20 protein-coding genes are annotated in these 21,153 nt (G+C 62.7%); 6 read left to right on the top strand and 14 right to left on the bottom strand.

Translation table 11 applies throughout. The features are described 5' to 3' along the window. Positions 1–7: 7 nt before the first annotated feature. The 3 genes from topA to LDN70_RS16825 all read right to left on the bottom strand — a co-directional run bounded on the left by topA (position 8) and on the right by LDN70_RS16825 (position 5,208). Positions 8–2,731, bottom strand: a complete 2,724-nt coding sequence (topA, locus tag LDN70_RS16815) for a type I DNA topoisomerase (RefSeq protein WP_166841834.1) — start codon at positions 2,729–2,731, stop codon at positions 8–10. A gap of 123 nt (positions 2,732–2,854) precedes the next feature. Further along, positions 2,855–3,562: an ArsR/SmtB family transcription factor gene (locus LDN70_RS16820; RefSeq protein WP_142938052.1), complete on the bottom strand. Its 708-nt coding sequence runs from the start codon at positions 3,560–3,562 to the stop codon at positions 2,855–2,857. Then, entirely contained in the window at positions 3,559–5,208 is a 1,650-nt protein-coding gene (locus tag LDN70_RS16825; RefSeq protein ID WP_142938051.1) for a DUF7059 domain-containing protein, read from the bottom strand. Before LDN70_RS16825 ends, LDN70_RS16820 begins: the two co-directional genes overlap by 4 nt. A 152-nt stretch (positions 5,209–5,360) precedes the next feature. Between LDN70_RS16825 and LDN70_RS16830 the strand changes: the two genes are divergently transcribed. Together LDN70_RS16830 and LDN70_RS16835 are read left to right on the top strand one after the other, a co-directional pair. Beyond that, positions 5,361–5,804: a DUF6023 family protein gene (locus LDN70_RS16830; RefSeq protein WP_223940853.1), complete on the top strand. Its 444-nt coding sequence runs from the start codon at positions 5,361–5,363 to the stop codon at positions 5,802–5,804. Positions 5,805–5,869: 65 nt separating this feature from the next. Next, positions 5,870–6,400, top strand: coding sequence for a DUF6023 family protein (locus LDN70_RS16835; RefSeq protein ID WP_223940854.1), 531 nt, complete (start codon positions 5,870–5,872; stop codon positions 6,398–6,400). 8 nt (positions 6,401–6,408) lie between these two features. Here LDN70_RS16835 and trhO read toward each other — a convergent pair whose 3' ends face one another. Beyond that, the gene (gene trhO, locus LDN70_RS16840; RefSeq protein WP_223940855.1) at positions 6,409–7,305 is read right to left on the bottom strand and encodes an oxygen-dependent tRNA uridine(34) hydroxylase TrhO; all 897 of its coding nucleotides are present in this window, start codon (positions 7,303–7,305) and stop codon (positions 6,409–6,411) included. Between the two features lie 173 nt (positions 7,306–7,478). Here trhO and LDN70_RS16845 point away from each other — a divergent pair, with 173 nt between their 5' ends. Next, on the top strand, positions 7,479–8,171 hold the full coding sequence (locus LDN70_RS16845) for a GNAT family N-acetyltransferase (protein WP_166841835.1): 693 nt from the start codon (positions 7,479–7,481) through the stop codon (positions 8,169–8,171). Between the two features lie 102 nt (positions 8,172–8,273). Further along, a complete protein-coding gene (locus LDN70_RS16850) occupies positions 8,274–10,598 on the top strand; it encodes a DEAD/DEAH box helicase (protein ID WP_502773822.1) in 2,325 nt (774 codons plus the stop codon). Between the two features lie 55 nt (positions 10,599–10,653). On the opposite strand, the gene LDN70_RS16855 is transcribed toward LDN70_RS16850, so the two are convergent. From LDN70_RS16855 to ssd, 7 genes are all read right to left on the bottom strand, one after another. Further along, the gene (locus tag LDN70_RS16855) at positions 10,654–10,935 is read right to left on the bottom strand and encodes an Rv3654c family TadE-like protein (RefSeq protein WP_464094740.1); all 282 of its coding nucleotides are present in this window, start codon (positions 10,933–10,935) and stop codon (positions 10,654–10,656) included. 74 nt (positions 10,936–11,009) lie between these two features. Continuing rightward, positions 11,010–11,393, bottom strand: coding sequence for a TadE family type IV pilus minor pilin (locus LDN70_RS16860; protein ID WP_166841838.1), 384 nt, complete (start codon positions 11,391–11,393; stop codon positions 11,010–11,012). Beyond that, the gene (locus LDN70_RS16865) at positions 11,390–11,821 is read right to left on the bottom strand and encodes a DUF4244 domain-containing protein (RefSeq protein WP_142938043.1); all 432 of its coding nucleotides are present in this window, start codon (positions 11,819–11,821) and stop codon (positions 11,390–11,392) included. The genes LDN70_RS16860 and LDN70_RS16865 overlap by 4 nt, the downstream gene beginning before the upstream one ends. Before the next feature lie 160 nt (positions 11,822–11,981). After that, a complete protein-coding gene (locus LDN70_RS16870) occupies positions 11,982–12,578 on the bottom strand; it encodes a type II secretion system F family protein (protein WP_142938042.1) in 597 nt (198 codons plus the stop codon). Beyond that, on the bottom strand, positions 12,578–13,240 hold the full coding sequence (locus LDN70_RS16875) for a type II secretion system F family protein (RefSeq protein ID WP_223940857.1): 663 nt from the start codon (positions 13,238–13,240) through the stop codon (positions 12,578–12,580). Before LDN70_RS16875 ends, LDN70_RS16870 begins: the two co-directional genes overlap by 1 nt. Positions 13,241–13,371: 131 nt before the next feature. Beyond that, complete coding sequence (locus tag LDN70_RS16880; protein WP_223940858.1) at positions 13,372–14,700, bottom strand: TadA family conjugal transfer-associated ATPase; 1,329 nt, start codon at positions 14,698–14,700, stop codon at positions 13,372–13,374. Beyond that, positions 14,697–15,854, bottom strand: a complete 1,158-nt coding sequence (ssd, locus tag LDN70_RS16885; RefSeq protein ID WP_223940859.1) for a septum site-determining protein Ssd — start codon at positions 15,852–15,854, stop codon at positions 14,697–14,699. The genes LDN70_RS16880 and ssd overlap by 4 nt, the downstream gene beginning before the upstream one ends. A 137-nt stretch (positions 15,855–15,991) precedes the next feature. Here ssd and LDN70_RS16890 point away from each other — a divergent pair, with 137 nt between their 5' ends. Both LDN70_RS16890 and LDN70_RS16895 read left to right on the top strand, forming a co-directional pair. Next, a complete protein-coding gene (locus LDN70_RS16890; protein ID WP_223942675.1) occupies positions 15,992–17,683 on the top strand; it encodes a bifunctional 3'-5' exonuclease/DNA polymerase in 1,692 nt (563 codons plus the stop codon). Positions 17,684–17,868: 185 nt separating this feature from the next. Beyond that, positions 17,869–18,069, top strand: coding sequence for a YegP family protein (locus LDN70_RS16895; protein ID WP_142938039.1), 201 nt, complete (start codon positions 17,869–17,871; stop codon positions 18,067–18,069). A gap of 15 nt (positions 18,070–18,084) precedes the next feature. Here the strand turns inward: LDN70_RS16895 and LDN70_RS16900 are convergent, their stop codons facing one another. The 3 genes from LDN70_RS16900 to LDN70_RS16910 are packed head-to-tail and all read right to left on the bottom strand — an operon-like array spanning position 18,085 to position 21,094. Further along, positions 18,085–18,762 carry an NUDIX hydrolase gene (locus tag LDN70_RS16900; RefSeq protein ID WP_142938038.1) on the bottom strand — a complete coding sequence of 226 codons (678 nt, stop codon included), beginning with the start codon at positions 18,760–18,762 and terminating at the stop codon, positions 18,085–18,087. Continuing rightward, a complete protein-coding gene (nth, locus tag LDN70_RS16905; RefSeq protein ID WP_223940860.1) occupies positions 18,759–19,553 on the bottom strand; it encodes an endonuclease III in 795 nt (264 codons plus the stop codon). Before nth ends, LDN70_RS16900 begins: the two co-directional genes overlap by 4 nt. Before the next feature lie 11 nt (positions 19,554–19,564). Further along, positions 19,565–21,094 (bottom strand): hypothetical protein, encoded by a 1,530-nt coding sequence (locus LDN70_RS16910; protein ID WP_223940861.1) that lies wholly within the window; start codon positions 21,092–21,094, stop codon positions 19,565–19,567. Between the last annotated feature and the right edge of the window lie 59 nt (positions 21,095–21,153).

A 21,153-nucleotide genomic window follows, 5' to 3' on the forward strand; every position in this document is an offset into this window, starting at 1 on the left:
ATTCAAGCTACTTTTTGGCTGTTGCCCTCTTGGCCGGCGCCTTGCGGGTGGTGGTCCGCTTGACCGGTCCCTTGGCACGCTTTTCCGCCAACAGCTCAACGGCTTGTTCCCGAGTCAACTCCTCAAGTGAGGTTGAGCGCGGGACGGTGATGTTGGTGACGCCGTCAGTGATGTAAGGGCCGAAACGGCCTTCCTTCACCACAATGTTCTTCTCGGACACGGGGTCCGGACCAAACTCAGCCAGCGGCGGGACGGCCGCGCGGGCGCCACGCTGCTTGGGCTGCGAGTAGATCTCCAGGGCCTGTTCCAGGGTGATCGTGAAGATCTCCTCTTCCGAACCTATGGAGCGGGAGTCCGTGCCCTTCTTCAGGTACGGACCGAATCTGCCATTCTGCACCGTGATGGGGTTGCCGTCCGCGTCCTCACCGAGGACCCGGGGCAGGCTCATCAGGGCAAGCGCTTCATCCAAGGTGACCGTATCCACGGTCATGGACTTGAACAGGGAACCCGTACGCGGCTTGGCTTTCACCGGCTTCTTGGGAGGCTTGGGCTTGCCGTTCTTGTAATACTCCACCGGTTGGTTGGCTAGTTGTTCCTCGGTCATCTCTGGGATGATCTCAGTGACGTACGCGCCATAGCGGCCGTTCTTGGCAACGATGGTGTGGCCGGTGTGCGGGTCCGTTCCCAGAACCCGTTCCTCGGGGGCCGCCGTCTCCATGAGCTCTTTGGCTTTGTCGGCCGTGAGTTCGTCCGGAGCGAGTTCTTCGGGGACGTTGGCCCGCGCGGACTCAACCACTTCGCCGGTCTTCGCATCAAGGGTGGGGATGGAGCTTTCCAAGTACGGGCCGAATTTGCCCACACGCAGCGTGATGCCCTCGGCGATCGGCACGGAATTGATCTCGCGCGCATCGATTTCGCCAAGGTTGTTGACGATGCTCAGCAGGCCGGGGTCTGCATCTTCACCGTAGTAGAAGTGCTTGAGCCAGGCAGCGCCCACAGCCTGGCCGTTGGCGATCTTATCCAGATCCCCTTCCATGTCTGCGGTGAACTCGTAGTCCACATAATCCGTGAAGTGCTGTTCCAGCAAGCGGATCACAGAGAACGCGATCCAGCTGGGAACCAAAGCGGAGCCCTGCTTACGGACGTAGCCACGGTCCTGGATGGTGGAAATGGTGGACGCGTAGGTGGACGGGCGGCCGATGCCACGCTTTTCCAACTCAGCGGTCAGCGATGCTTCCGTGTAACGCGGAGGCGGGGACGTTTCGTGGCCGACAGCCACGATCTCCGAAGCCGTAAGGGAATCATCCTTGGAAACGTTCGGCAGGCGACGGGCTTCGTCGGAATCATCGTCCCCGCGGCTTTCGTCCTTGCCCTCTTCATAGGCTGCAAGGAAGCCCGGGAAGGTGATGACCGTACCGGAAGCCGAGAATTCGGCGTCGCGGCCGTCAGCGGCCACTGCGCCGAGGCGGATGGTGGCAGTGGAACCCTTGGCATCAGCCATCTGGGAGGCCACGGTGCGCTTCCAGATGAGCTCGTACAGGCGGAACTCGTCACCGCTCAGCTGCTTGGCAACCTGCGCCGGCGTACGGAACGAGTCACCCGCGGGACGAATGGCCTCGTGAGCTTCCTGGGCGTTGGCAGCCTTGTTCGCGTAAACGCGGGGGCTCTGGGGAACGTACTCGGGACCATACAGCTCGGAAGCCTGGCGGCGGGCTGCGGTGAGTGCTTCATCGCTCAAGGCGGATGAGTCCGTACGCATATAGGTGATGTAGCCGTTTTCATACAGGCGCTGGGCAACCTGCATGGTGCTCTTGGAGGAGAAGCGGAGCTTACGGCCGGCTTCCTGCTGCAGGGTGGAGGTGGTGAACGGCGCGGCAGGGCGGCGGGTGTAGGGCTTGGTATCTACGGAGCGGACACGGAAATCAGCGTTTTCCAGTCCGGCAGCCAACGAGGTGGCAAGTTCCTGGTTGAGGTGCACCACGTTGGAGGACGTCAGCTGCCCGTTGTCATTGAAGTCCCGGCCGCTGGCTACCTTGGAACCATCCACGGCGGCAAGCTTTGCCTTGAACGAACCCGAGTCCGAACCGAACTGGCCCGTGAGATCCCAGTAGGACGCTGCGCGGAAGGCCATGCGTTCACGTTCGCGGTCCACCACCATGCGGGTCACCACGGACTGCACACGGCCAGCCGAGAGCCCGCGGGCCACCTTGCGCCACAACACGGGGGAGATCTCGTAGCCGTAGAGGCGGTCAAGAATACGACGCGTCTCCTGGGCATCCACCAAAGCGGTGTCGACGTCACGGAGGTTGTCCATGGCTCGGTGGATGGCTTCCTTGGTGATTTCACCGAACGTCATGCGATAGACGGGAACCTTGGGCTTGAGGACCTCCAGGAGGTGCCACGCGATGGCTTCGCCTTCGCGGTCCCCATCGGTTGCGAGGTAGAGCGCGTCAGCGTCTTTCAGCTGGGCCTTGAGCTCGGCAACCTTTTTCTTCTTGTCCGGGGAGACAACGTAGTACGGCTTGAAGTCGTTTTCGACGTCTACTGCGAACTTGCCCAGCGAGGTCTTCTTCAGTTCGGCAGGGAGGTCAGATGGCTGCGGGAGGTCCCGGATATGGCCGATCGAAGCCTCGACGATGAAGCCCTCGCCAAGATACTTGGCGATGGTCTTGCTCTTGGCGGGAGACTCCACGATCACGAGTTTCTTGCCGGTTTTTGCCTTGCTGGGCACGGTGCTCCTACAGAAAAAATGTGTAATTGGGCTGGTGCCCATATTGGCCTAGTTCACCATAGTTTGCAGAATCCTGCGTTCTGGTGCGGAACAAGGACGGACATTCGATGGTCCGGCGGGCTGTTACTGACCGGGCGCTAAGCGGTCGTCCGGGATCATTGACCACAAGGTTGCCACACGTTCGGCACCTTCGGGTATCTGAGTGGGATCCTCAAGTTCGTACTCCCGCAGAACCGCGCGGATTCTGTCCAAAAGTTCCCTGCGCTGCGGGTTGGTCAGATACAACAAGTTGCTGGAGAGAACAACCGCTGCCGGTTCTTCCCCGGTTTCCCCCCGCTGCCGGCGTTCGCCGCGGGCCCTGGCGAATGCAGAAGCCCTGCGTCGGAAGGCATCCAGCTCAAGGTCCACGACGGCTATCTCAGGACTGGCGACGCTGCCTCCGGAGATGGTGAAGTCTGTTCCCGCTGCCTTCCAGCGGCGTTCCCTGGCGTCGCCCGCATTTTCCGCCGGAGCCACGATGCCCCACTTTTGGAGAGCCCTGAGGTGGTAGCTCATTGCACTGGGCGTCAGGCCTGTCCTGGCAGCGAGTTCGGTGGCTGTGTGGCTGACCTGTGTGGCGTACAGCTCAGAGATGACCTCCAGCCGGGCGGCATGCGCCAAAGCACGGATGGCCTTGGGATCGGTGATCACAACCGTCTTCTCGGCACGTTTCCGTCGAGGAACGTCTCCTGACGCTTGGGATGTTTCGTTGTTCACAGTCACTTCATCAGTGTAGTCAGGGTCACTTCCCGGAGGTCCGGCACTTGATGAGCGCGCCGTAGTCCGGATCATTCGCCCACCTGCTCCGGGTCCGGAAGGAGGAATCCGTCCAACACCAGGTTGGTGACGTCGCGGAAGAGTCCTTCGCGGAAAGCCTCTTCATCGAAGCCCTCGCCCCCGCCCAGGAGCGATACCAAGGCCGAAGTGATCTGCCGGACGGACAATTGGCCGTCGCATGCGGAGACGAAACCGGCGAGTTCGGTGCTCAGCAGGTTGGTCCGCCGAAGCCCTGCCCCTTGCCGGAGCAGGATGACCCCCGGATGGGCAGCCCCTGGACGTTGGTGCCTTTCCTCCGTGACATCCTCGGCAACCACCAAGTGCGCCAAGGAAACTGAATGTGCAGCAGCCCAGTCAGCCCGTTCCACGGCGGCGCCGAGATGGGGACCGATGGGTTGTTCGATCGGGTACGTGATTTCCTCGAAGCGGTTGATGACGGCCCCGAGCGCTTGCGCCGGGCGACGCAACCAGATCATGCCGAATCCGATTCCCTCAACGTCCCTGGAAGAAAAATCATCCAAATATGCCGCGTACGCGTCCTGGTATTGCCCGTCCTCGCGGTTCTGGGAAGCATCCTGAAGCCACGTCTCCGCGTACTGCTCAGGGCCAACCTGTTCCCGTTGAATAAACCAGACGTCCAAACCTGAGTTCCTAAGCCATGCCTGGGGCCGGTCCTTCCAGTCCGAACCAGAGGTTATCTCCCAGTTGCCCAGCATCTGCGCTATGCCGCCGGGCTCCAGGACCTCCGCCAGGGACTGTACAAGGGAAGCCACGATGTCGTCCCCCGGAAGCCCGCCGTCGCGGTAGGTGAACTGGTCGGAGGAGGATTCACCACCCGTTCGCGGAGTGATGACGAAGGGCGGATTGGACACCACCAGGCCGAACTGTTCCCCTGCCACCGGTTCCAGAAGCGACCCATGCCGCAGGCTCACCCTGCCCTCCAGGTTTTCGGGGTCCAGCTCCAGTTCCGCAGCGTTCAACAGAAGATTAAAGCGTGTGAAAGCGAGTGCCCTCTCGGAAATGTCCGTGGCCGTCACATGGTCGCAGTGATGGAGCAAGTGGAACGTTTGGATACCGCAGCCGGTGCCCACGTCCAGCGCTCGTTTGATGTGCTTCCTGACTGTGGTCTGCACCAGCGTGGTGGAGGCGCGCCCGATCCCCAGGACATGATCATGCCTCAACACTCCCGGCTGTTGGTGGGCTGCGAGGTCGCTGGCAACCCAGAGTTCCGCGCCGCCACTGCCGTCTGCATTGGCGTCCCAGCCGTAAGGGCGCAGGTCCACTTTGGCCTTGACCACCCCTGAATCCACTGTGACGAGCCCCAGTTCCGCAAGCCCATGAGTGCGGATGCCGGGGAGAGCGGAATCGATGTCCGCCACAGACTGCGGAACGGCCAACAACCACAGGCGAACGACAACTGCCGACGATCGGAGGGCCGGGTCCTGAGAGTCCATGTGCCGCTCGCTGGCCAGCAGAGCAGGGATGAGCTGGTCCCTGCCGAGTGCTTCAGAGGCGGAGGTCCCCAGAAGTTCAGCCACACCATCCACTGTGTAGGAGAGTGCACGAAGGTCCGCGGCGAGCGCCGACAGCAGTTGGGGTTGGTCGCTGCGGGGAGCATCGTCAGTGTTGCCGGAGGTAAAGGAGGAAGCTGTGTCAGTCACCTTGCAAGTGTAGGGGCGGCGTGCGGTGCCCCGGGATGCTGAACCTGTCCTATGTGGACAATCGGGTCCTATGTGGACAATCGGGAACCTGGCCAAGCGGAATGGGCAGGGGTGGACAAAGCTCCCTGCAGGAACCCGGTAGCGTTGGATTCATGCTCAACTTCTCCTCCACAAGGCGCCGCGCGGGCCTTGTTGCCATCACCACTGCGGCGCTGCTGGGAGTCTGCGGCTGCCAGGCACCGGTTAATATCGAAGATGCCGACGTTCCTGCCTGGAAGGAAAAGGTCCTCCCCGCGGCGAGTGGCGTAGTGCTGGAGGACTCCGGCAAAATCCTCAACCGTGACCCCTTGGTCAAGGAATCTCCCAACGTTCCGGCCGGAAGCTACACGCTTACCATGGCGTGTGATGGTGGCGGCAAAGCCTATTTTGCGGTTTCCTCTGGCGGCACCAAGATCGCAGACGCGGCCGCCGCTTGCAACGGCAGCCTTGACGTGGTGAAGATCAAAATGCCCGTTTCCGGTACTTTGAACATCTCTACAAGTAGCGTCGATGCCCCGCTGATCTTCGCCTACCACGTGGTCGCTGCTGCTGCCTAGGACCTGGCCGATGCCCGCCCCCGGCAGGCCTTTGGCTTGCGGCTGTACGGGCGTAAAGTCAGTCCATGGGCAGCAAGGCAGCTCGCTCGGTGATGCCGCAACGGCCGGTGAGGGCCGCCGTCGTGATCCTTATTGCGCTGAGCAGCAGTCTGACGGCTTGCGAATACACCTTGGACGAGGATGGCAGGCCGGATGCCAGCCCTACATCCACTGCCGGCAATGTTGTTCTTCCGCCCGACCCCGCGCTGGAGGATACAGTCACCGGCGAGGCACTGGAAGAGTGGGCCAAAATGGCTTTGCCTGAGTCCCAGGGACAGTCCTTCTACTCAAGCAGCGGCTACCTCAACCCCGGCGAGTCCAAGTCTGAGCAGACTGTGCAGCTGCCTGGCGGAACGTACGCGGTGACGCTGGCATGCCGCGGAACACGCCGCGTTACCTTCAGCGTCGCGTTGGGCGAGGCCAAGCTGGTGGATCTGACCTTGGGGTGCGCCAATGCCCGCGTGAGCGTAGTCCAGTTGGAAAAGGACGCAGTACTCTCCATCACGGTGGGGTCCAGATCGGACTCCAACTTCGCGTACCGGGTGAGCCGCCTCTGAACCGGCCGTCAGGCGGCTTCGCAGCCTCCGGGGCAGCGGAGTGTTTCCGGGCTGGAGGCACATTCCGCGCAGTAAAGGGTCAAAGTACGGCAGCTGAGGTTTGAGCAGTTCTCAAACTTGTTGGTGGGAGCCGCACAGCGGACGCATTCACCAATGGTTTTGGCTTCCTCGCTGAACTCGACATGCATGCGCTTATCGAAGACGTACAGAGAGCCCTCCCACAGTCCTTGATCCTTGAAGGTCTCGCCGTAGCGGACAATCCCGCCATCCAGCTGGTACACCTCTTTGAAGCCCCTGTTGACCATCAGGCTGGACAGCACTTCGCAGCGGATACCGCCCGTGCAGTAGGTGACAACGGGCTTGTCCTTGAGGGAGTCGTACTTGCCCGAATCGAGTTCCTTGATGAAATCGTGGGTGGTGTCCACGTCCGGGACGATTGCGTCCTTGAACTTGCCGATTTGGGCTTCGAACGCGTTGCGGCCGTCAAAGAACACCACGTCTTCGCCACTGGACTTCTTGGCATCCACCAATGCGTGCAGTTCCTCCGGTTGGAGGTGCTTTCCGCCGCCCACCACGCCGTTGGCGTCCACCTTCAGCTCACCGGGCGCACCGAACGACACGATCTCATCGCGCACTTTGACGCTGAGGCGCGGGAAATCTGCAGCGCCCCCCTCTGACCACTTGAAGTCGATGCCATGAAAGCCCTTGTATTCACGGGTGGTCTTCACATACTGCTTCATGTTGTTGAGCTCGCCGCCCACCGTGGCGTTGATGCCGTCCTTTGAGATCAGGATCCTGCCGGTGAGACCCAGCTTTTCGCAGAGGGCACGCTGCCACAGACGCACGGCGTCGGGGTCGGCGATCGGAGTAAAGCCATAGAAGAGCACAATTCGGTTCTGAGCCACTATTAAAGGGTACTTGGTGCAGTAAAATCCTCGCCTCCCGTGCCGGATTCCAAGCAGGGTTCCGGGCAGGTTTGCCTGAGGGACCGTGGTTGGGAAGTCACAATTCCATAAGCAACCATCCCCGGGCTGACGTGGCTCTGTTGCTTCATGATGCGCTGGCATACTCTCTCTACATGAGTCCAGACGCCTTGGTTGAAGACATTGCGCACCTCTTGGAAGTCTGGGTAGCCGGCTGGTCCGGCTGCCGCGGCTATGAACTACGCCAAGAGGGCCGCTTCCCTGCCGCACTTCGCGCCGACAAAACCGGTGACTGGGAGTATTTCGCCCACGATCCGTCAGACGAAGAATTCGCCGTCCTGGCTGACAAGACGGCAGAAGCTCCAACCCGGGTCCTGACGATCCTCACCAACGATGTCCAACGGTACAAATACCTCGCTGAACAGCGCGGACTGACGGTGACCTCCGCGTCCCAGACCATGATGATCGTGGACATGGAAACTCAGGATGCCGAGGATCCGTGGCTCCCTGACGACGATCTGGAGCTGGCTACCTCGGAATCCAACGGTGTCCATTACGCGGTGGTCCATTCCGGCGAGCAGGTGGCTGCCAGCGGCCGGGTGTATGTGGTCAACGGCACGGCCATCTTCGACAAGATCGTCACCGAACCCGATTTTCAACGCCGCGGCTTGGGCAGTTTCATCATGAAGGCCTTGGCGGCACAAGCCTTCGCGCACGATGTGGAGAATGGTCTGCTCCTGGCATCGTTGGACGGCCAAAAGCTCTACTCCCATCTGGGATGGGACGTGGTGTGCCACGTCCTTATGATGTCCAGCGGCACCGAAGGATCGGACCTCTCAGGAGCATAGAGCCTCCCAACCAAAAGCAATGCCCGACGGCGGCGCCCCCAGGGTGCCGCTGTTGGCGTCCCCGCACAGTGACAGAATGATTCGGTGGCTGCACCAAATTCAATGATCTCCTTGCTGGGCCGGACGCCGGACCCTGAGCAGCTGCGCCATGTCCACACCATCCCCGCCCGGAAAGCGGTCAATGAGCCCTGGCCCGGCTGGGTCCATCCGGACGTTGTGGCAGCCTACGGTTCCCTGGGCATCCACGAACCGTACCGGCACCAGATCCAGGCGGCAGACCTCGCCCATTCCGGACAGCATGTTGTGATTGCCACGGGAACTGCTTCGGGAAAGTCGCTCGCCTACCAGTTGCCGGCGTTGGATGCGATACACCGTTCCGAGTTGCGGGTCTTGTCAGATCCCGGCAAGATCCACGACGACGGCGCCGTTACGCTCTACCTATCCCCTACCAAGGCCTTGGCAGCAGACCAGCTGGCAGCAATCCGCTCGCTGAAGTTACCCACGGTCCGGGCTGAAACCTATGACGGGGATACTGACGTCTCCTCCCGGCGGTGGATTCGTGACCACGCCAACTTCATCCTCGCCAACCCGGACATGCTGCACTTCGGCATCCTTCCCAACCACACATGGTGGGCCAGGTTCTTCCGGCGGCTGCGCTACGTGATTGTAGACGAAGCACATAGTTATCGCGGCGTGTTCGGCTCGCACGTGGCCAATCTGATGCGACGACTCCGCCGGATCTGCGCCTACTACGGGGCTGGGACCTCCTTCCCCGAGCCGGTGTTCATTGCCGCTTCCGCCACGGCCTCGGACCCCGGGGTTTCCTTTGGGCGGCTCATCGGCGCTCCCGTCCGGGAAGTTTCCGAAGACTGCTCGCCCCACGGTTCCACGACGGTGGCGTTCTGGGAACCGGCCCTCACCGACGTCAAGGGCGAGAACGGCGCCAAGCAGAGGAGGACGGCCGTAGCTGAGACTGCGGACATCCTGGCGAACCTCGTCTCTTCCCGTGTCAGGACCATCGCGTTCATCAAGTCGCGTCGCGGCGCCGAGTCCATTGCGTCCATCACCAAAAGACTGCTGGACGAAGTGGACCCTAGTCTTCCTGGCCGGGTGGCCGCCTACCGTTCCGGGTATCTCCCCGAGGAGCGGCGGGCCTTGGAACAGGCTTTGAGATCAGGGCAATTGCTGGGGGTCTCCAGCACTTCCGCCTTGGAACTTGGCATCGATATCTCGGGCCTTGATGCCGTGCTGGTAGCTGGATGGCCCGGCACCCGGGCTTCGCTCTTTCAGCAGATCGGCCGAGCAGGACGGGCAGGGCAGGACGCCATTGCCGCCTTCGTGGCAAGCGATGACCCCTTGGATACGTATCTGGTGAACCATCCCGAGGCCATCTTTGACGTGTCGGTTGAGGCCACCGTCTTCGATCCCGGCAACCCGTACGTCCTTGGCCCGCACCTGTGCGCGGCAGCAGCCGAATTGCCGATCGGACCCGCCGAGCTTGACCTGTTTGGGCCGACTGCCGAGGGGCTTCTGGACCGTTTGGTAGTTCAGGGGTACCTTCGAAAGAGGCCCGCCGGATGGTTCTGGACCCACCCTGAGAGTGCCGCAGGCATGGTGAACCTCCGGGCCGACGGCGGCGGTCCTGTCAGCATCGTTGACGCTGAAACCGGGTCCCTCCTGGGAACCATGGACTCGCCGCAAACCCATTACCAGGCGCACACGGGTGCCATCTACGTCCATCAAGGCGAGAGCTACCTGGTGGAGGACCTCAACGAAGCCGACCACTGCGTGATGGTGCGCCGGGTCAACCCCGACTTCTACACCACGGCACGGGACGTAACCCAGATCGAGGTCCTTGAAACTTCCCGTTCCGTCCAGTGGGGCGACATCACCGTGCACTTTGGGGACGTCAAAGTAACTACCCAAGTGGTCTCCTTCCAACGCAAGGCCTTGATTTCCAATGAGATCCTCGGCGAGGAACCCCTCGATTTGCGAGCAAGGGACCTGTTTACCAAGGCCGTGTGGTTCGTGGTGGACAACCGTTCGCTGCACAGAGCCGGGCTGGTGGAAGCGGAGTTCCCCGGGGCGCTGCATGCGGCTGAACATGCTGCAATTGGGCTCCTCCCTTTGGTGGCGTCCAGCGACCGCTGGGATATCGGCGGGGTATCCACTGCCTTGCATGCCGACACAGGGGTACCAACGATTTTCGTTTACGACGGCCACCCTGGTGGCGCCGGGTTCGCTGAGCGGGGCTTTGAGAAGGCCAAGATATGGCTGACAGCCACCCGGGAAGCCATCAAGGCCTGTGAGTGTGATGCCGGCTGCCCGTCCTGTGTTCAGTCCCCCAAGTGCGGCAACAAGAACAACCCGCTGGACAAGGCAGCCGCCATCACCCTCCTGAACGTCCTGTTGAAGGACGCCAGCTAGATTCCCTGAAGCCAGCCGCCCGGCACGAAGCCTGTGTGCTTGGCCCTGTTAGCTGCTAAGGAGGAGGTCCGGCTCGTGCACGGCCAGTGGCAACGCCCCACTGGAAGGGATGGGCCAGCTCCGTGCCGACCTCCACCACCCCACCAGCAACACTGCAGGACGTGATCTTTGCATCGTGCTTCCCGGCCACACTTGCGGCAACGGCGCAAGGCTCCCCGGACGTAAGCCCCCGGGCCGCATCTGCGGCGGCCAGCGCTGCCAGGTCAGCCGCAGACGCCGCCCGGGATGCCATCACTCCGGCCTGCGCCAGTAGGAGCAAGCCCAGCAACAGCAGCATGACCACCGCGCCCAAGGCCAGCGCCAGCACGGTGCCAGCGCCGCCTTCATGCTCGGTGTTTGGCCAAAGGTTTTTCACGGGGTGCCCACTTCTGCCCGTGCTGTAGCCGAGGCCTTCAGCGTCCATGGGATCAACGGGCCCAAAGCCCCGCCAACTGCCGAGGAAGCAGTCACTGTGACCCACTCGCCGTCCCCGTTTATTGACGACGTAACGCCTCCCCCGGCAAGCCGCTTGACGATCCCATCCACCGAGCCGGAGGCCTCACCCCGCGCCGAGGCTCGTGCTCCTGCCCTCGCCGCCTCCTCCAGCCTGAGTTGGGTGATACCTGCGGCGCCGCCTGCCAGCAGGAATGCCAGGAGCAACACAACGGCCGGCAAAGCGACCGCGAACTCCGCAGTGACAGCACCCTTTTCCTTTGCATTCCGGGATCTCCTGTCGGCAGGCAGCAGAGCGGTCATGGCAGGGACAACGCCGTACGGATCAGGTTGAGCAGGAAGCCGCGGACCTCTTCGCTCCGGAGGATAACTACCAACAAACCCGCCAGGCCTACGGCGGCAAGGGTAGCAATGGCATACTCGGCCGTGGCCATGCCCATTTCCGATCCCATCAGCTTTGTCCGTGTGCTTAACCTTGACCAGAAGCCTTCGTCCTCACATGGGCCGTCCTCGGACTCCGCAAGATCCCCGAAGCCGAGTCCTAACTGCAGGAGCTCGTCCTCGAAACCGAATCGCTCGGGATCGTTGTGGTCGAGCTCGTACTCGGAGAGTTCCTCATGCTGGGTCGTCTGTGGTTCCTCGAAGGGAGCCCCAAGGAATTCAACGGGAGCCGGCCGATCCCGCGGCATATCACTCAGGAGGCCTGGAAGCGTAGCGGACAGTGTTTTCATGGTGGTTTCCTTTCCATAAAGTGCCAGCTCTCTGCTGACAGAACCGACTCTTCCGTGGTCCGGAAAGGCCCGGAAGTGGGTGCTCTCCGCAAGTGGATAACCCGTCCCGTCCCGCTGGGTGTGGAGGAAAGGTTGTGGCATTAAAGGCCCTCTCCACGTTTCACCCCGAGGGGAGCATGGCGATCAGGACCGGGACAATGCCAAGGCAGATAAAAGCAGGCAGGGAGCAGAGACCCAGAGGAACTACAAGCTTCACGCCCAAGGCAGCTGCCCGCTTCTCCGCGGCCCGGAACTGCTCGCGCCGCTCCCTCGCCGCTTGTGCATAGAGGATAGAGGCAGACGGCGCACCAGTCAGCGCCGCGAAAGCCAACGCATCCTTGAGGCGGACCACTTCAGGGGCGTGCTTGGTGGGCGTCCGCCAGGCAGTCTCCCAGTCGGCACCGAGGGCCAGCGCGGCAACAACGGGCCGGAGAGAATGCCTGATGGGAGGAGACGCGCACTTGGCGATAAGTTCCAATGCCCGCCCGATTCCGGCTCCGGCGTCGAGCATGGAAGCCACCAATTCCAGCATCATTGCCGTATCGCGCAGTCCGTCTGCATCCTGTTCCGGTGGGGTTGATGCGGAGGACTCCTGCGCCGCTGCTGAGTCCCTTCCCCGGGACGGCAACTGAGTTCCCAACCGTGCGGGCGCCGCGAAGCTCAGGATTGCTGCGAGCACCATGACCGCGATCATCACTAACACCGGCGTCTGGTGCATCAGTAGGCTCCGATCGCGGATGCGACCAGCCGCGATGACCATACACGACCCGCCGCTGTGAGAAGCAGACCAACCGCGAAGGTGGCAACACCCAGGAAGTTGTTCAACAAGATCCCCACCGGATCCACGCCTAATGCCACCCCCAGCCCCAGTCCAAATACCGGGAGCCATGACAACAGGCGCACGGTAGCTTTGGGGCCTGCGAGCGCCGTCTGACGGGCAGCCTCGGAGTCCTCTTCGGCCTCCAACTGCGCTGCAAACCGGGTGAGGAGGTCAGCCAACGGACAGCCGCTGGTCTCCGCGATGTCCAGGCAGGCTGCCAACTCCATCCACACGCGGCGCTCAGAACTCCCGCGTTGCGGATACGCTTTTGCGGCTGTGCCCCGGATGGCTTCGGCCGGCGAATTTCCCACCGTGGATGCTGCCCGCGCTGCTGCTAGAACCTGCAGGGAGGGGTGGGAAAGCCCGGTGTTTCCCTTTGCTGCTGCCGAACCCGCGCCATTTTCCGCTAGCTGCCCTGCACCGTGGACTATCCATAGCTCCTCCCACAGCCTGAAAGCTCCCCGTCCGCCGCGCAGGAGGGCTGCGAGCTGCTGCACCAACACCACAAGTGACAAGGGCTCCGGACGCTTTCGCGGCCTTGGACCTCCGCGCTGCGTCATGGGACGGGCATTGGTGCGCAAGGTCCGGTCCGCTGGTTCCCCCAGCCTCGTCCGGAGACGCCTGATTCCATCCCTGTGGCCTGTGAACTGCAACCAAACCGCGAGAGCCGCAACCAGGACGAAGAGGCCAATCACCGGATATCCCCGAAGTTATGCATCCCCACCGGACGTGACCCGGTTGATGTTGGATTGGCCGTCTTCCGGGACCTGCGCCGTGGCGGGTCATCAGGTTCCGGCCGGTCGACTTCCTGTACGGGTAGATGGTCCATCTCCAGCGGTGCCAGCGAGAGCCGGGAGGCAAGTTCCGGCCATGCCGGCCCTGGTGTCATTCCTGCCGGGCTCCAGCTGAGGGCCGGCACAACCTTTTGCTGTTGCCGTGTGTCTGTGACTACTCCGATGGACGCGACCTTCCGTCCCGATGGTGTTCGGTCTACGTGGATCACGACGTCAAGGGCGCTGGAGACCTGCAACCGAACGGCTTCGGCGTTCAACCCCGCCAAGGCGCCGAGGGCCACCAACCGTGCCGGCACGGCCTCTGCGGTGTTGGCGTGGATAGTGCCACCACCACCGGTGTGGCCAGTGTTGAGTGCGGTCAGCAATTCGCGGACTTCAGCGCCACGGCATTCCCCCACGATCAGCCTGTCCGGCCGCATGCGCAGTGCTTGGCGGACCAGCTCTCCGAGGTCCAGTGCACCTCCGCCCTCAAGGTTTCCGTGGCGGGATTCCAGCGTGACAACATGCGGGTGAACAGGGTTGAGCTCTGCGGCGTCCTCTATCAGTACTAAACGTTCCGCCGGATGGCTCAGCCCGAGCATGGTGGAGAGCAGGGTTGTCTTTCCTGAGCCGGTGGCACCGCTAATGAGGAAACTCAGTTTGTTGGCCATGACGGCACGAAGAACCGACTCAACGTGCTCCGAAAACATGCCGGATTCCCGCAACTCGGCGAGGGTAAACACTTCGTCCCGGCGGATTCGAATGGACAGCAACGTCCCTGCCGTTGATATGGGAGCGAGGACTGCGTGGACCCGGTATCCGCCGTTGAGCCGGACGTCCACGCACGGGGAACCGTCGTCCAGTCTCCTTCCCCCGGCTGAGACCAGGCGGGTGGCCAGCGACCTGATCTGTTGTTCGGTGTCGAAATGAACTGAAGAACGTTCCAGGCCGTTCCCGCGGTCCAACCACACGGAATCAGGGCCGTTGACAAAGATGTCCGTGACGGCAGGATCTTGTGCGAGCGGCTGGAGGGGCCCTAATCCGTTCAGTTCCGCGTTGATGGATTCGGCCGCCTCCAACGCTCCGGCAGTCCCGAGTAATCTGCCGCTAGCCTGCACTGCTGCTGCGACAGTAGAGGGAGTCACGGGTCCGCTCCCTGCGAGCACTGATTCCCGCACCGTTTCAAGGAGGACCGAGTCCAGCCTGCGGCCCTGCCGGCGGCGGGTCCCCTCGGCAAAGATGCTCACTGGACGCCGCCGCTCAGTTCCAGCACAGCCCCGGCGAAGCGGCTGATTGATTTCCTGCGTCCGATTTCCAGCAATCGCCCCAGCTCAGTGCCCGTAGCAACTCCACGGATCTCCGGCAGGACACCCATCAGCGGCAACCCCAGAGACTCCGCGATCACTGGAGCATCCACAGAGGTGGCGCCGCTTCCGCGGACCAGAAGTCCAGCATCTATGGGCGGAAGTTCGTTGAGGACGCGCGCGGCCGCCACTGCGGATTTGAGGTGGGCTTTGGTTAGCAGCAAGATCCTGTCGCAGTCCCACGCGAGCGTGCCCAGTCCCTCCTCACTGCGTCCGATGTCAACCAGGATGAGCTCGAAGCTCCGGCGTGCGGCGTCAACCACAGCGGCCACGGCGCCGGCCGCCGGGATGTGGACCGGTTCACGGGTCCCAGGCCAGGACAGGTAGGCGAAGCCGCCGGCAACCGGCAGTGAATCCCGGAATTGGGATGGATCAATGCTGCCCCTGGTTTCGGCGAAGTCCGGCCATCGGAGACCGGGAACTTCGTCAGCCGTCACCGCCAGCTCAAGGCCACCACCCCAGCGGTCGCCGTCGATGAGCATGGTGCTGATGCCATGACCGGCGGCAGCTTGGGCAAGCCAGATGGCAGTGGTGGTAGTTCCCGCCCCACCACTGCCACCGATGATTCCCATCACCGTACCGCCAGGATCCGGAGAGCCGGACATGCTCAGGTGTTCGGCCAGCCAGGCGGCGGCCTCGGGAAGGACTGCGACGCGCTCAGCTCCGAGCGAAGCGGCTAGACGCCACAACCCGTCACCTTCAGAGGCTTTGCCGAGCAACACCGTAGGAGCCCTTCGCCTGGGCGGCAAGTCGCGAATATCGCTGCCTACCAACACGACGTCGGCATTGTCCCAGCCGTGGACGGCTTCGGCCACGTCCGCGGCTAAACGGAGACTCCCCCCTGCAGCCGCGACTATCCGTTTGGCCTCTTCCTGAAGGTAGGAGTCAGCGGAAACGAGCAGAATGCCGACGGCTTCGCGTGGCAGCCAAGATCCGTCCGGGTCCCCTTCAACTGCTTTCTTGTGGGGGTGCCCGTAATTGTCAGTGGTCTGCTGGATGTGTGCGGGTTGCCTCTGCCGACGATCTCGCTTGCTCATGGCGTCCACACTGGTTGAATCGGCAAACCAACATAAGGTTCGAATTCCCGTATGTGCACAACATAGTGCGGCCGGAAGTTGTGGAGGAGCAGTCCTCCCAGCAACAGCACACCTCCGCACAGGGCAGAATGGACACCATGTATTTGCTGCTCGCCGCCCACCAGCAAGGCGCAGCCATACAAAGGATCTCCCCCACCGGCAAGGCCACTGCAGACGCACGCGTCCTCACCCGGGGTGAGTTGCCCGGCGTCGTGCGTGAATTCGAAACCCAGCGGCCCCGCTGGGTGTGGCACCACGCCCAGGACTGGTATTCGGAGCTGCTGACCCATGGCATAGAGCTGGAGCGTTGCCACGACCTCGCGCTCTGCGGAGCCATCCTTGCCCACTCCGAATTCACGGCGCACACGGATTATGCCCGGTATGCGGTCAAACTCACGCAGGACGACGACTCCGCACCACCCCGCGCTCTTCAGCCCCCACCGCCTCCCGCAGACCAGGGCGCTCTCTTCGAGGACCTGGCCCAGTCCAACCCCAAAGTGGGGTTGGCTGAACTCAGGGAGGAATTCGCGGCGCAACAGCACGCGGTCTCACAAGTCTCCGAAGCCCACCAACAGAAACAGCGCCTCCAACTACTGCTCGCCGCTGAGTCCGCTTGCGCGATGATCGCCCTGGAGATGCAGCACGCCGGCGTCCCCTGGCGAGAAGAGTTGCATCAGCAGATCCTCGCCGATGTTTTGGGGCCCCGGCCACCGCTTGGGCACCGTCCACCGGCACTTGAGGCTCTTTGCGCCGAGCTCAGGAGCATCCTCAACTCCCCCGGCCTGAATCCGGATTCCCCGCAGGACCTCATGCGCGCCTTGCACCGGAACGGGATCGAGGTTAAGAGCACCCGGCAGTGGGAGCTTCAGGAATCCAAGCATCCGGCCATCCAGCCGTTGCTCGCCTACAAGAAGCTCTCCCGTCTGCACACCGCCAACGGCTGGTCTTGGCTGGACGCCTGGGTGCGTGACGGGCGGTTCCATCCCGAGTACGTGGTGGGTGGGGTTGTGTCGGGGCGTTGGGCTTCGCGCGGTGGCGGCGCCCTCCAGATCCCGCGAAATATCCGGGCAGCGGTCCATGCGGATCCCGGGCACAAGCTCATTGTTGCCGACGCCTCCCAACTGGAGCCGCGTGTTCTCGTGGCGCTGGCCCAAGACACGAAAATGGCAGAGGCAGCACGGGACAAGGACCTCTACGCAGGCATCGCAGCCCAAGGCTTTGGGGGTGATCGGGCCAAGGCGAAAATTGCCCTGCTGGGAGCTATTTACGGCGCCACCACGGGCGAGTCGGGGCGGCTTATGCCGCAGCTCACGCGGACCTATCCACGCGCTGTCGGCTTCGTGGAGCAAGCAGCGCGCGAGGGCGAAGCAGGCCGAACCGTCACCACCCGGCTGGGCAGAAGCAGCCCACCGCCGTCGCCCGGCTGGCTGCGCAGCCAGCAATCCACCACCGCCGAGGAACAGCGGCGCGCCGACAATCTTGCCCGATCACGGGGCCGTTTCACCCGCAACTTCGTGGTGCAGGGCTCGGCTGCTGAGTGGGCGGCCTGCTGGTTGGCAGAATTACGACGACGGCTGCGAACCTTACGCGCCGAAGGCTCACCCAGCGGTGAACTCGTCTTTTTTCTCCACGATGAGGTGATGATTCACGCTCCAGTGAACGCCGTGGACGCCTGTATCCGCGCCATCGAAGAAGCGGCAGCATCGGCGAAGGAACTTATGTTCGGACGGATCCCTGTGGAGTTTCCAGTGAGCCTGGCCGTCGTCGATTCCTACGACAAAGCGAAGTAGCGGACCATAGCCTGATGCAGCGGCACTATCCAGTCACATCCCGCTATATGAGCCGGGATGACCCGCCCATGACAGGTACCGCAAAGTAGCTTTGGTTCCGCCCGGGTTCTGGATAGTTTCATGATGTGGATACTTTTGCTGGTCCACCGCAGAATCAAAACAGCATCACAAGGGGGAAGCATTCGATGGCTGGCAGGTTTGAAATTCTCAAGGACAATGCCGAGGGCTACCGGTTCCGCCTTACAGCGGCCGACGGTACGGTGGTTGCCGAGTCACCCACGTTCCCGCACCTCGAGGGTGTTGTGGCCGGCATCAACGCCGTACGGGAAAACGCCGCCACCGGTCTGATCGTGGACCGGTCCACGACGGCCCGCGAGGCAGCGTAAGCCTCGACGGACCACCTAAAGGTCTATGTCCCGCAATTTGTCTTTATCCCAGGGAACTGTCCAGCCCAGTTCGTCGAAGAGGCCACTGAGGACCATCCCCGTGAAGCCCCACACGAGCACACCATTGACGGTGAAACCTGGGCTGGTATAGGTGCGGCCGAACCTCGAGATGGTGGCAGTGACACGGTTGACCGGGTCCAAAAGGTCGCGCACCGGTACCCTGAAGACCTGAGCGGATTCGGCGTAGTCCACCACGCGAACCGGTGACGGCGCATCCCACCATGCCAGCACAGGTGTCACACGGAAGTTGCTCCGGATGAGCCCAAGCTCCGGGATGACTCCAAGAACCCGGACACCACTGGCATCCAAGCCGGTTTCTTCCACTGCTTCACGAAGGGCTGCGGCGACGATCGACTCATCTTCCTCGTCCACGCTGCCGCCCGGGAACGCCACCTGACCCGGATGGTCGTCCAGGGTATGTGCCCGTTCCAGCAGCAGAACATCGAGGTCCGCCGGCGCTATTGGCCGCCCCGACTCGGCAGGGATGTTGTCCAGTACACCGAAAAGCATCAGGACTGCCGCGGCGCGGTTTGTTTCCGGGGTGACGGGAAGCTGCTCCCACAATGCCGAGTGCTGCTGTTGGCCCTCATCGAAGCGAGCAACCAGCGCGGACAGTTCCTCAAGCGCGGTCACCCGGGCCTCCTTTGCGATTCCATGCGGATCTCCGCTGCCCTGTGCGTCTCGGCCAGGAGCTTCTCGAGCAAAGCTTCGCTGCCCGGCGCTAGCTCGTACTTCAACAATTTGGCTGCCTTGACGGGATCAGTTTCGCCCTCGCCGTAGCTCGGGCAGAGGCTTGCCACCGGGCAGGCACCACAGGCCGGCTTCCTGGAATGGCAGACTCTGCGTCCGTGGAACACCACTCTGTGCGAGAGCATGGTCCAGTCCCGGGGTTCAAACAGTTCGGCGACGTCGAACTCGATCTTCACAGGATCGTCCGAGGCCGTCCACCCGAATCGGCGGGCAAGCCGGCCGAAGTGAGTGTCCACCGTGATCCCGGGGACACCAAAGGCATTGCCCAGGACCACGTTGGCGGTTTTGCGCCCGACGCCCGGGAGCGTCACCAGATCTTCGAGACGTCCCGGGACCACGCCGTCGTACTCATCTACGAGCCGCGTACTGAGCGCCAAAACGTTCCGTGCTTTGGCACGGAAGAAGCCCGTCGGCTGGAGTATTGTCTCCAGCTCGAGGGGATCCGCCTCAGCCATGGCGCGGGCATCCGGGTAGCGGGCAAACAGGATGTTGGTGACCTGGTTGACCGCCACATCGGTGGTTTGGGCGGAAAGGACCGTGGCCACCACCAGTTCAAAAGGGTTCCTAAAATCCAACTCCGCATGCGCGTAGGGATACTTCTCCGCGAGAACCCTATTGATCTTCCGTGCCCGGCGTTTGAGCGCGAGCAGCGAACCAGCTTCGGCGATGGCCACGGCGTCCCTGCTTAGCCGCGTTCGATGTTGCTGAGCTCCCGAAGAACCCCAACCTTGCCGTCGGTGTCCTGTACCAGGAACTCATGGCCGCGGTCTTCCAGGGCCAGAACCCATCCACCGGGTTCGATGGTGAAGGCCGGGGTCCCCGAGTGTTCTTCGTACGCAATCCTGGGTTGTGCAACAGCGAACCAGAAAGCCTCATACTGCGGCGAATCGGACTCTTCCGGTCGGCTGGCCGGGTCCACGGTAGCGCCGATCGAGTCGCTCACCCTGCGCGTATCACCGGAAACGATGGGCGTTGCCATGGTGGCAGCCCACGGCTGCTGGGCCGCTGGTTGGGCCGCCTGCTGAGCGGCGTGCTGGGTTGTAGCGGGCTGGGCCGTGTGCTGGGTAGTGGCGGGCTGAGCCGCTGAACCCGTGGCAGGAACGTGGGCATCCTTAGCGCCAGGCTCGCCAACGGGCTCGGCCTTCTCAGGCGAAGACGTAGCGGGCGAAGCGGCAGCAGCGGGTTCAGTGGCAGCGGTGCTGCCAGTAGCGGACCCACTTCCTGTGGGTCCAGTGCTAGCGTAGCCCGAACCATCTGCAGGCTTGGCGTCGGCTGCGTGCACGACGGCGGAAGCTTCAGTTGCCGGCGACGGCGATGTTCCGTAGCTGGCCGGCGGAGCGAAGGGGCTTGCGCCCGTTGCGGCGCCGGTCGCGGCACCTGCACCGGGAGCACCCGTGGAGGCTGCTGCAGCCGCTGTACCGGAAACGTGCGGAGCGGGAGCCTGGTAACCGGGTGCCGATCCCTGGTATCCGGGGGTTGAACTCCGGAATCCGCCGCTTGAACCTGTGGCGTCTGCGGGCTTGGGTGTGGTGGGCGCCTTCGGTGCTTTGGGAGCAGCCGGCTTGCGGCTGGGCACTGCTGCTTCGCGGGCAACCACGTGCGCCGGCGTTTCAGCACGGCCCTTGAAGTCGGCGGAAAGCCACGGAAGATGCGGGGCCAGAACCGTCGCTGCCAGCAGACCCACGGAGCCGACCAGGCCCAGCAGTACGCTGCCGTTGAACGAGTTGGCAATGGTCAGGAAGAACAAGGGGAACGCAAACGAGGCAACCACGGACGCGAACTGGTCAACGGACAGCGAACCTATGCGGAGGATAGTACCCGGCTGCAGCCTGCGGGCTACGAAGAGAGCCACCACAACCAGCGGCAGCAGGATTCCCAGCAGCAGGAAGAACAAGTTACCCAGGTTCCACAGGTTGTAGCGCTCCCCGAACATGGGCAGAAGCGAGGCAACGAACATCGGGAGCGTGGAGCCGAAAACAGTAAGATCCCGGATGGTGAACGGCCCAGCGACGGCGTCATACTTGGCAGCGTCGTTTTTAGGAGCATCGTTCTTGGCAGCAGTGTCCTTCTTGAAAGGAGTTCCGGACGTACCCGTCGCCGGATTCCCAACAGCGGTGCCTTCAGCAGCGTTTCCACCCGCAGCGGTGACCGTTCCAGCCGCGGTGTCCGGTCCCGTCGGGTGTGAGTCGTGCGGGCCTGGGCTCAGCTGGTTCATCTATATCTCCTTCGTACGGCGGCGTCTTGGACAGTCCGGCCCGGCGACCTCCGCGGGAC

This window comes from Arthrobacter sp. StoSoilB22, from assembly GCF_019977315.1.
Lineage (GTDB): Bacteria > Actinomycetota > Actinomycetes > Actinomycetales > Micrococcaceae > Arthrobacter.

Excerpts from the sequence above, each read along its gene's own strand:
- LDN70_RS16855 (WP_464094740.1), bottom strand. The coding sequence starts at position 10,935 with ATGCTGCTGTTGCTGGGCTTGCTCCTACTGGCGCAGGCCGGAGTGATG.
- LDN70_RS16890 (WP_223942675.1), top strand. The coding sequence starts at position 15,992 with ATGTATTTGCTGCTCGCCGCCCACCAGCAAGGCGCAGCCATACAAAGG.
- LDN70_RS16830 (WP_223940853.1), top strand. The coding sequence starts at position 5,361 with ATGCTCAACTTCTCCTCCACAAGGCGCCGCGCGGGCCTTGTTGCCATC.
- LDN70_RS16875 (WP_223940857.1), bottom strand. The coding sequence starts at position 13,240 with ATGACGCAGCGCGGAGGTCCAAGGCCGCGAAAGCGTCCGGAGCCCTTG.
- LDN70_RS16820 (WP_142938052.1), bottom strand. The coding sequence starts at position 3,562 with ATGATCCGGACTACGGCGCGCTCATCAAGTGCCGGACCTCCGGGAAGT.
- ssd (WP_223940859.1), bottom strand. The coding sequence starts at position 15,854 with ATGAGCAAGCGAGATCGTCGGCAGAGGCAACCCGCACACATCCAGCAG.
- LDN70_RS16845 (WP_166841835.1), top strand. The coding sequence starts at position 7,479 with ATGAGTCCAGACGCCTTGGTTGAAGACATTGCGCACCTCTTGGAAGTC.
- LDN70_RS16910 (WP_223940861.1), bottom strand. The coding sequence starts at position 21,094 with ATGAACCAGCTGAGCCCAGGCCCGCACGACTCACACCCGACGGGACCG.
- LDN70_RS16870 (WP_142938042.1), bottom strand. The coding sequence starts at position 12,578 with ATGCACCAGACGCCGGTGTTAGTGATGATCGCGGTCATGGTGCTCGCA.
- LDN70_RS16835 (WP_223940854.1), top strand. The coding sequence starts at position 5,870 with ATGGGCAGCAAGGCAGCTCGCTCGGTGATGCCGCAACGGCCGGTGAGG.
- LDN70_RS16850 (WP_502773822.1), top strand. The coding sequence starts at position 8,274 with ATGATCTCCTTGCTGGGCCGGACGCCGGACCCTGAGCAGCTGCGCCAT.
- LDN70_RS16860 (WP_166841838.1), bottom strand. The coding sequence starts at position 11,393 with ATGACCGCTCTGCTGCCTGCCGACAGGAGATCCCGGAATGCAAAGGAA.
- LDN70_RS16895 (WP_142938039.1), top strand. The coding sequence starts at position 17,869 with ATGGCTGGCAGGTTTGAAATTCTCAAGGACAATGCCGAGGGCTACCGG.
- LDN70_RS16865 (WP_142938043.1), bottom strand. The coding sequence starts at position 11,821 with ATGAAAACACTGTCCGCTACGCTTCCAGGCCTCCTGAGTGATATGCCG.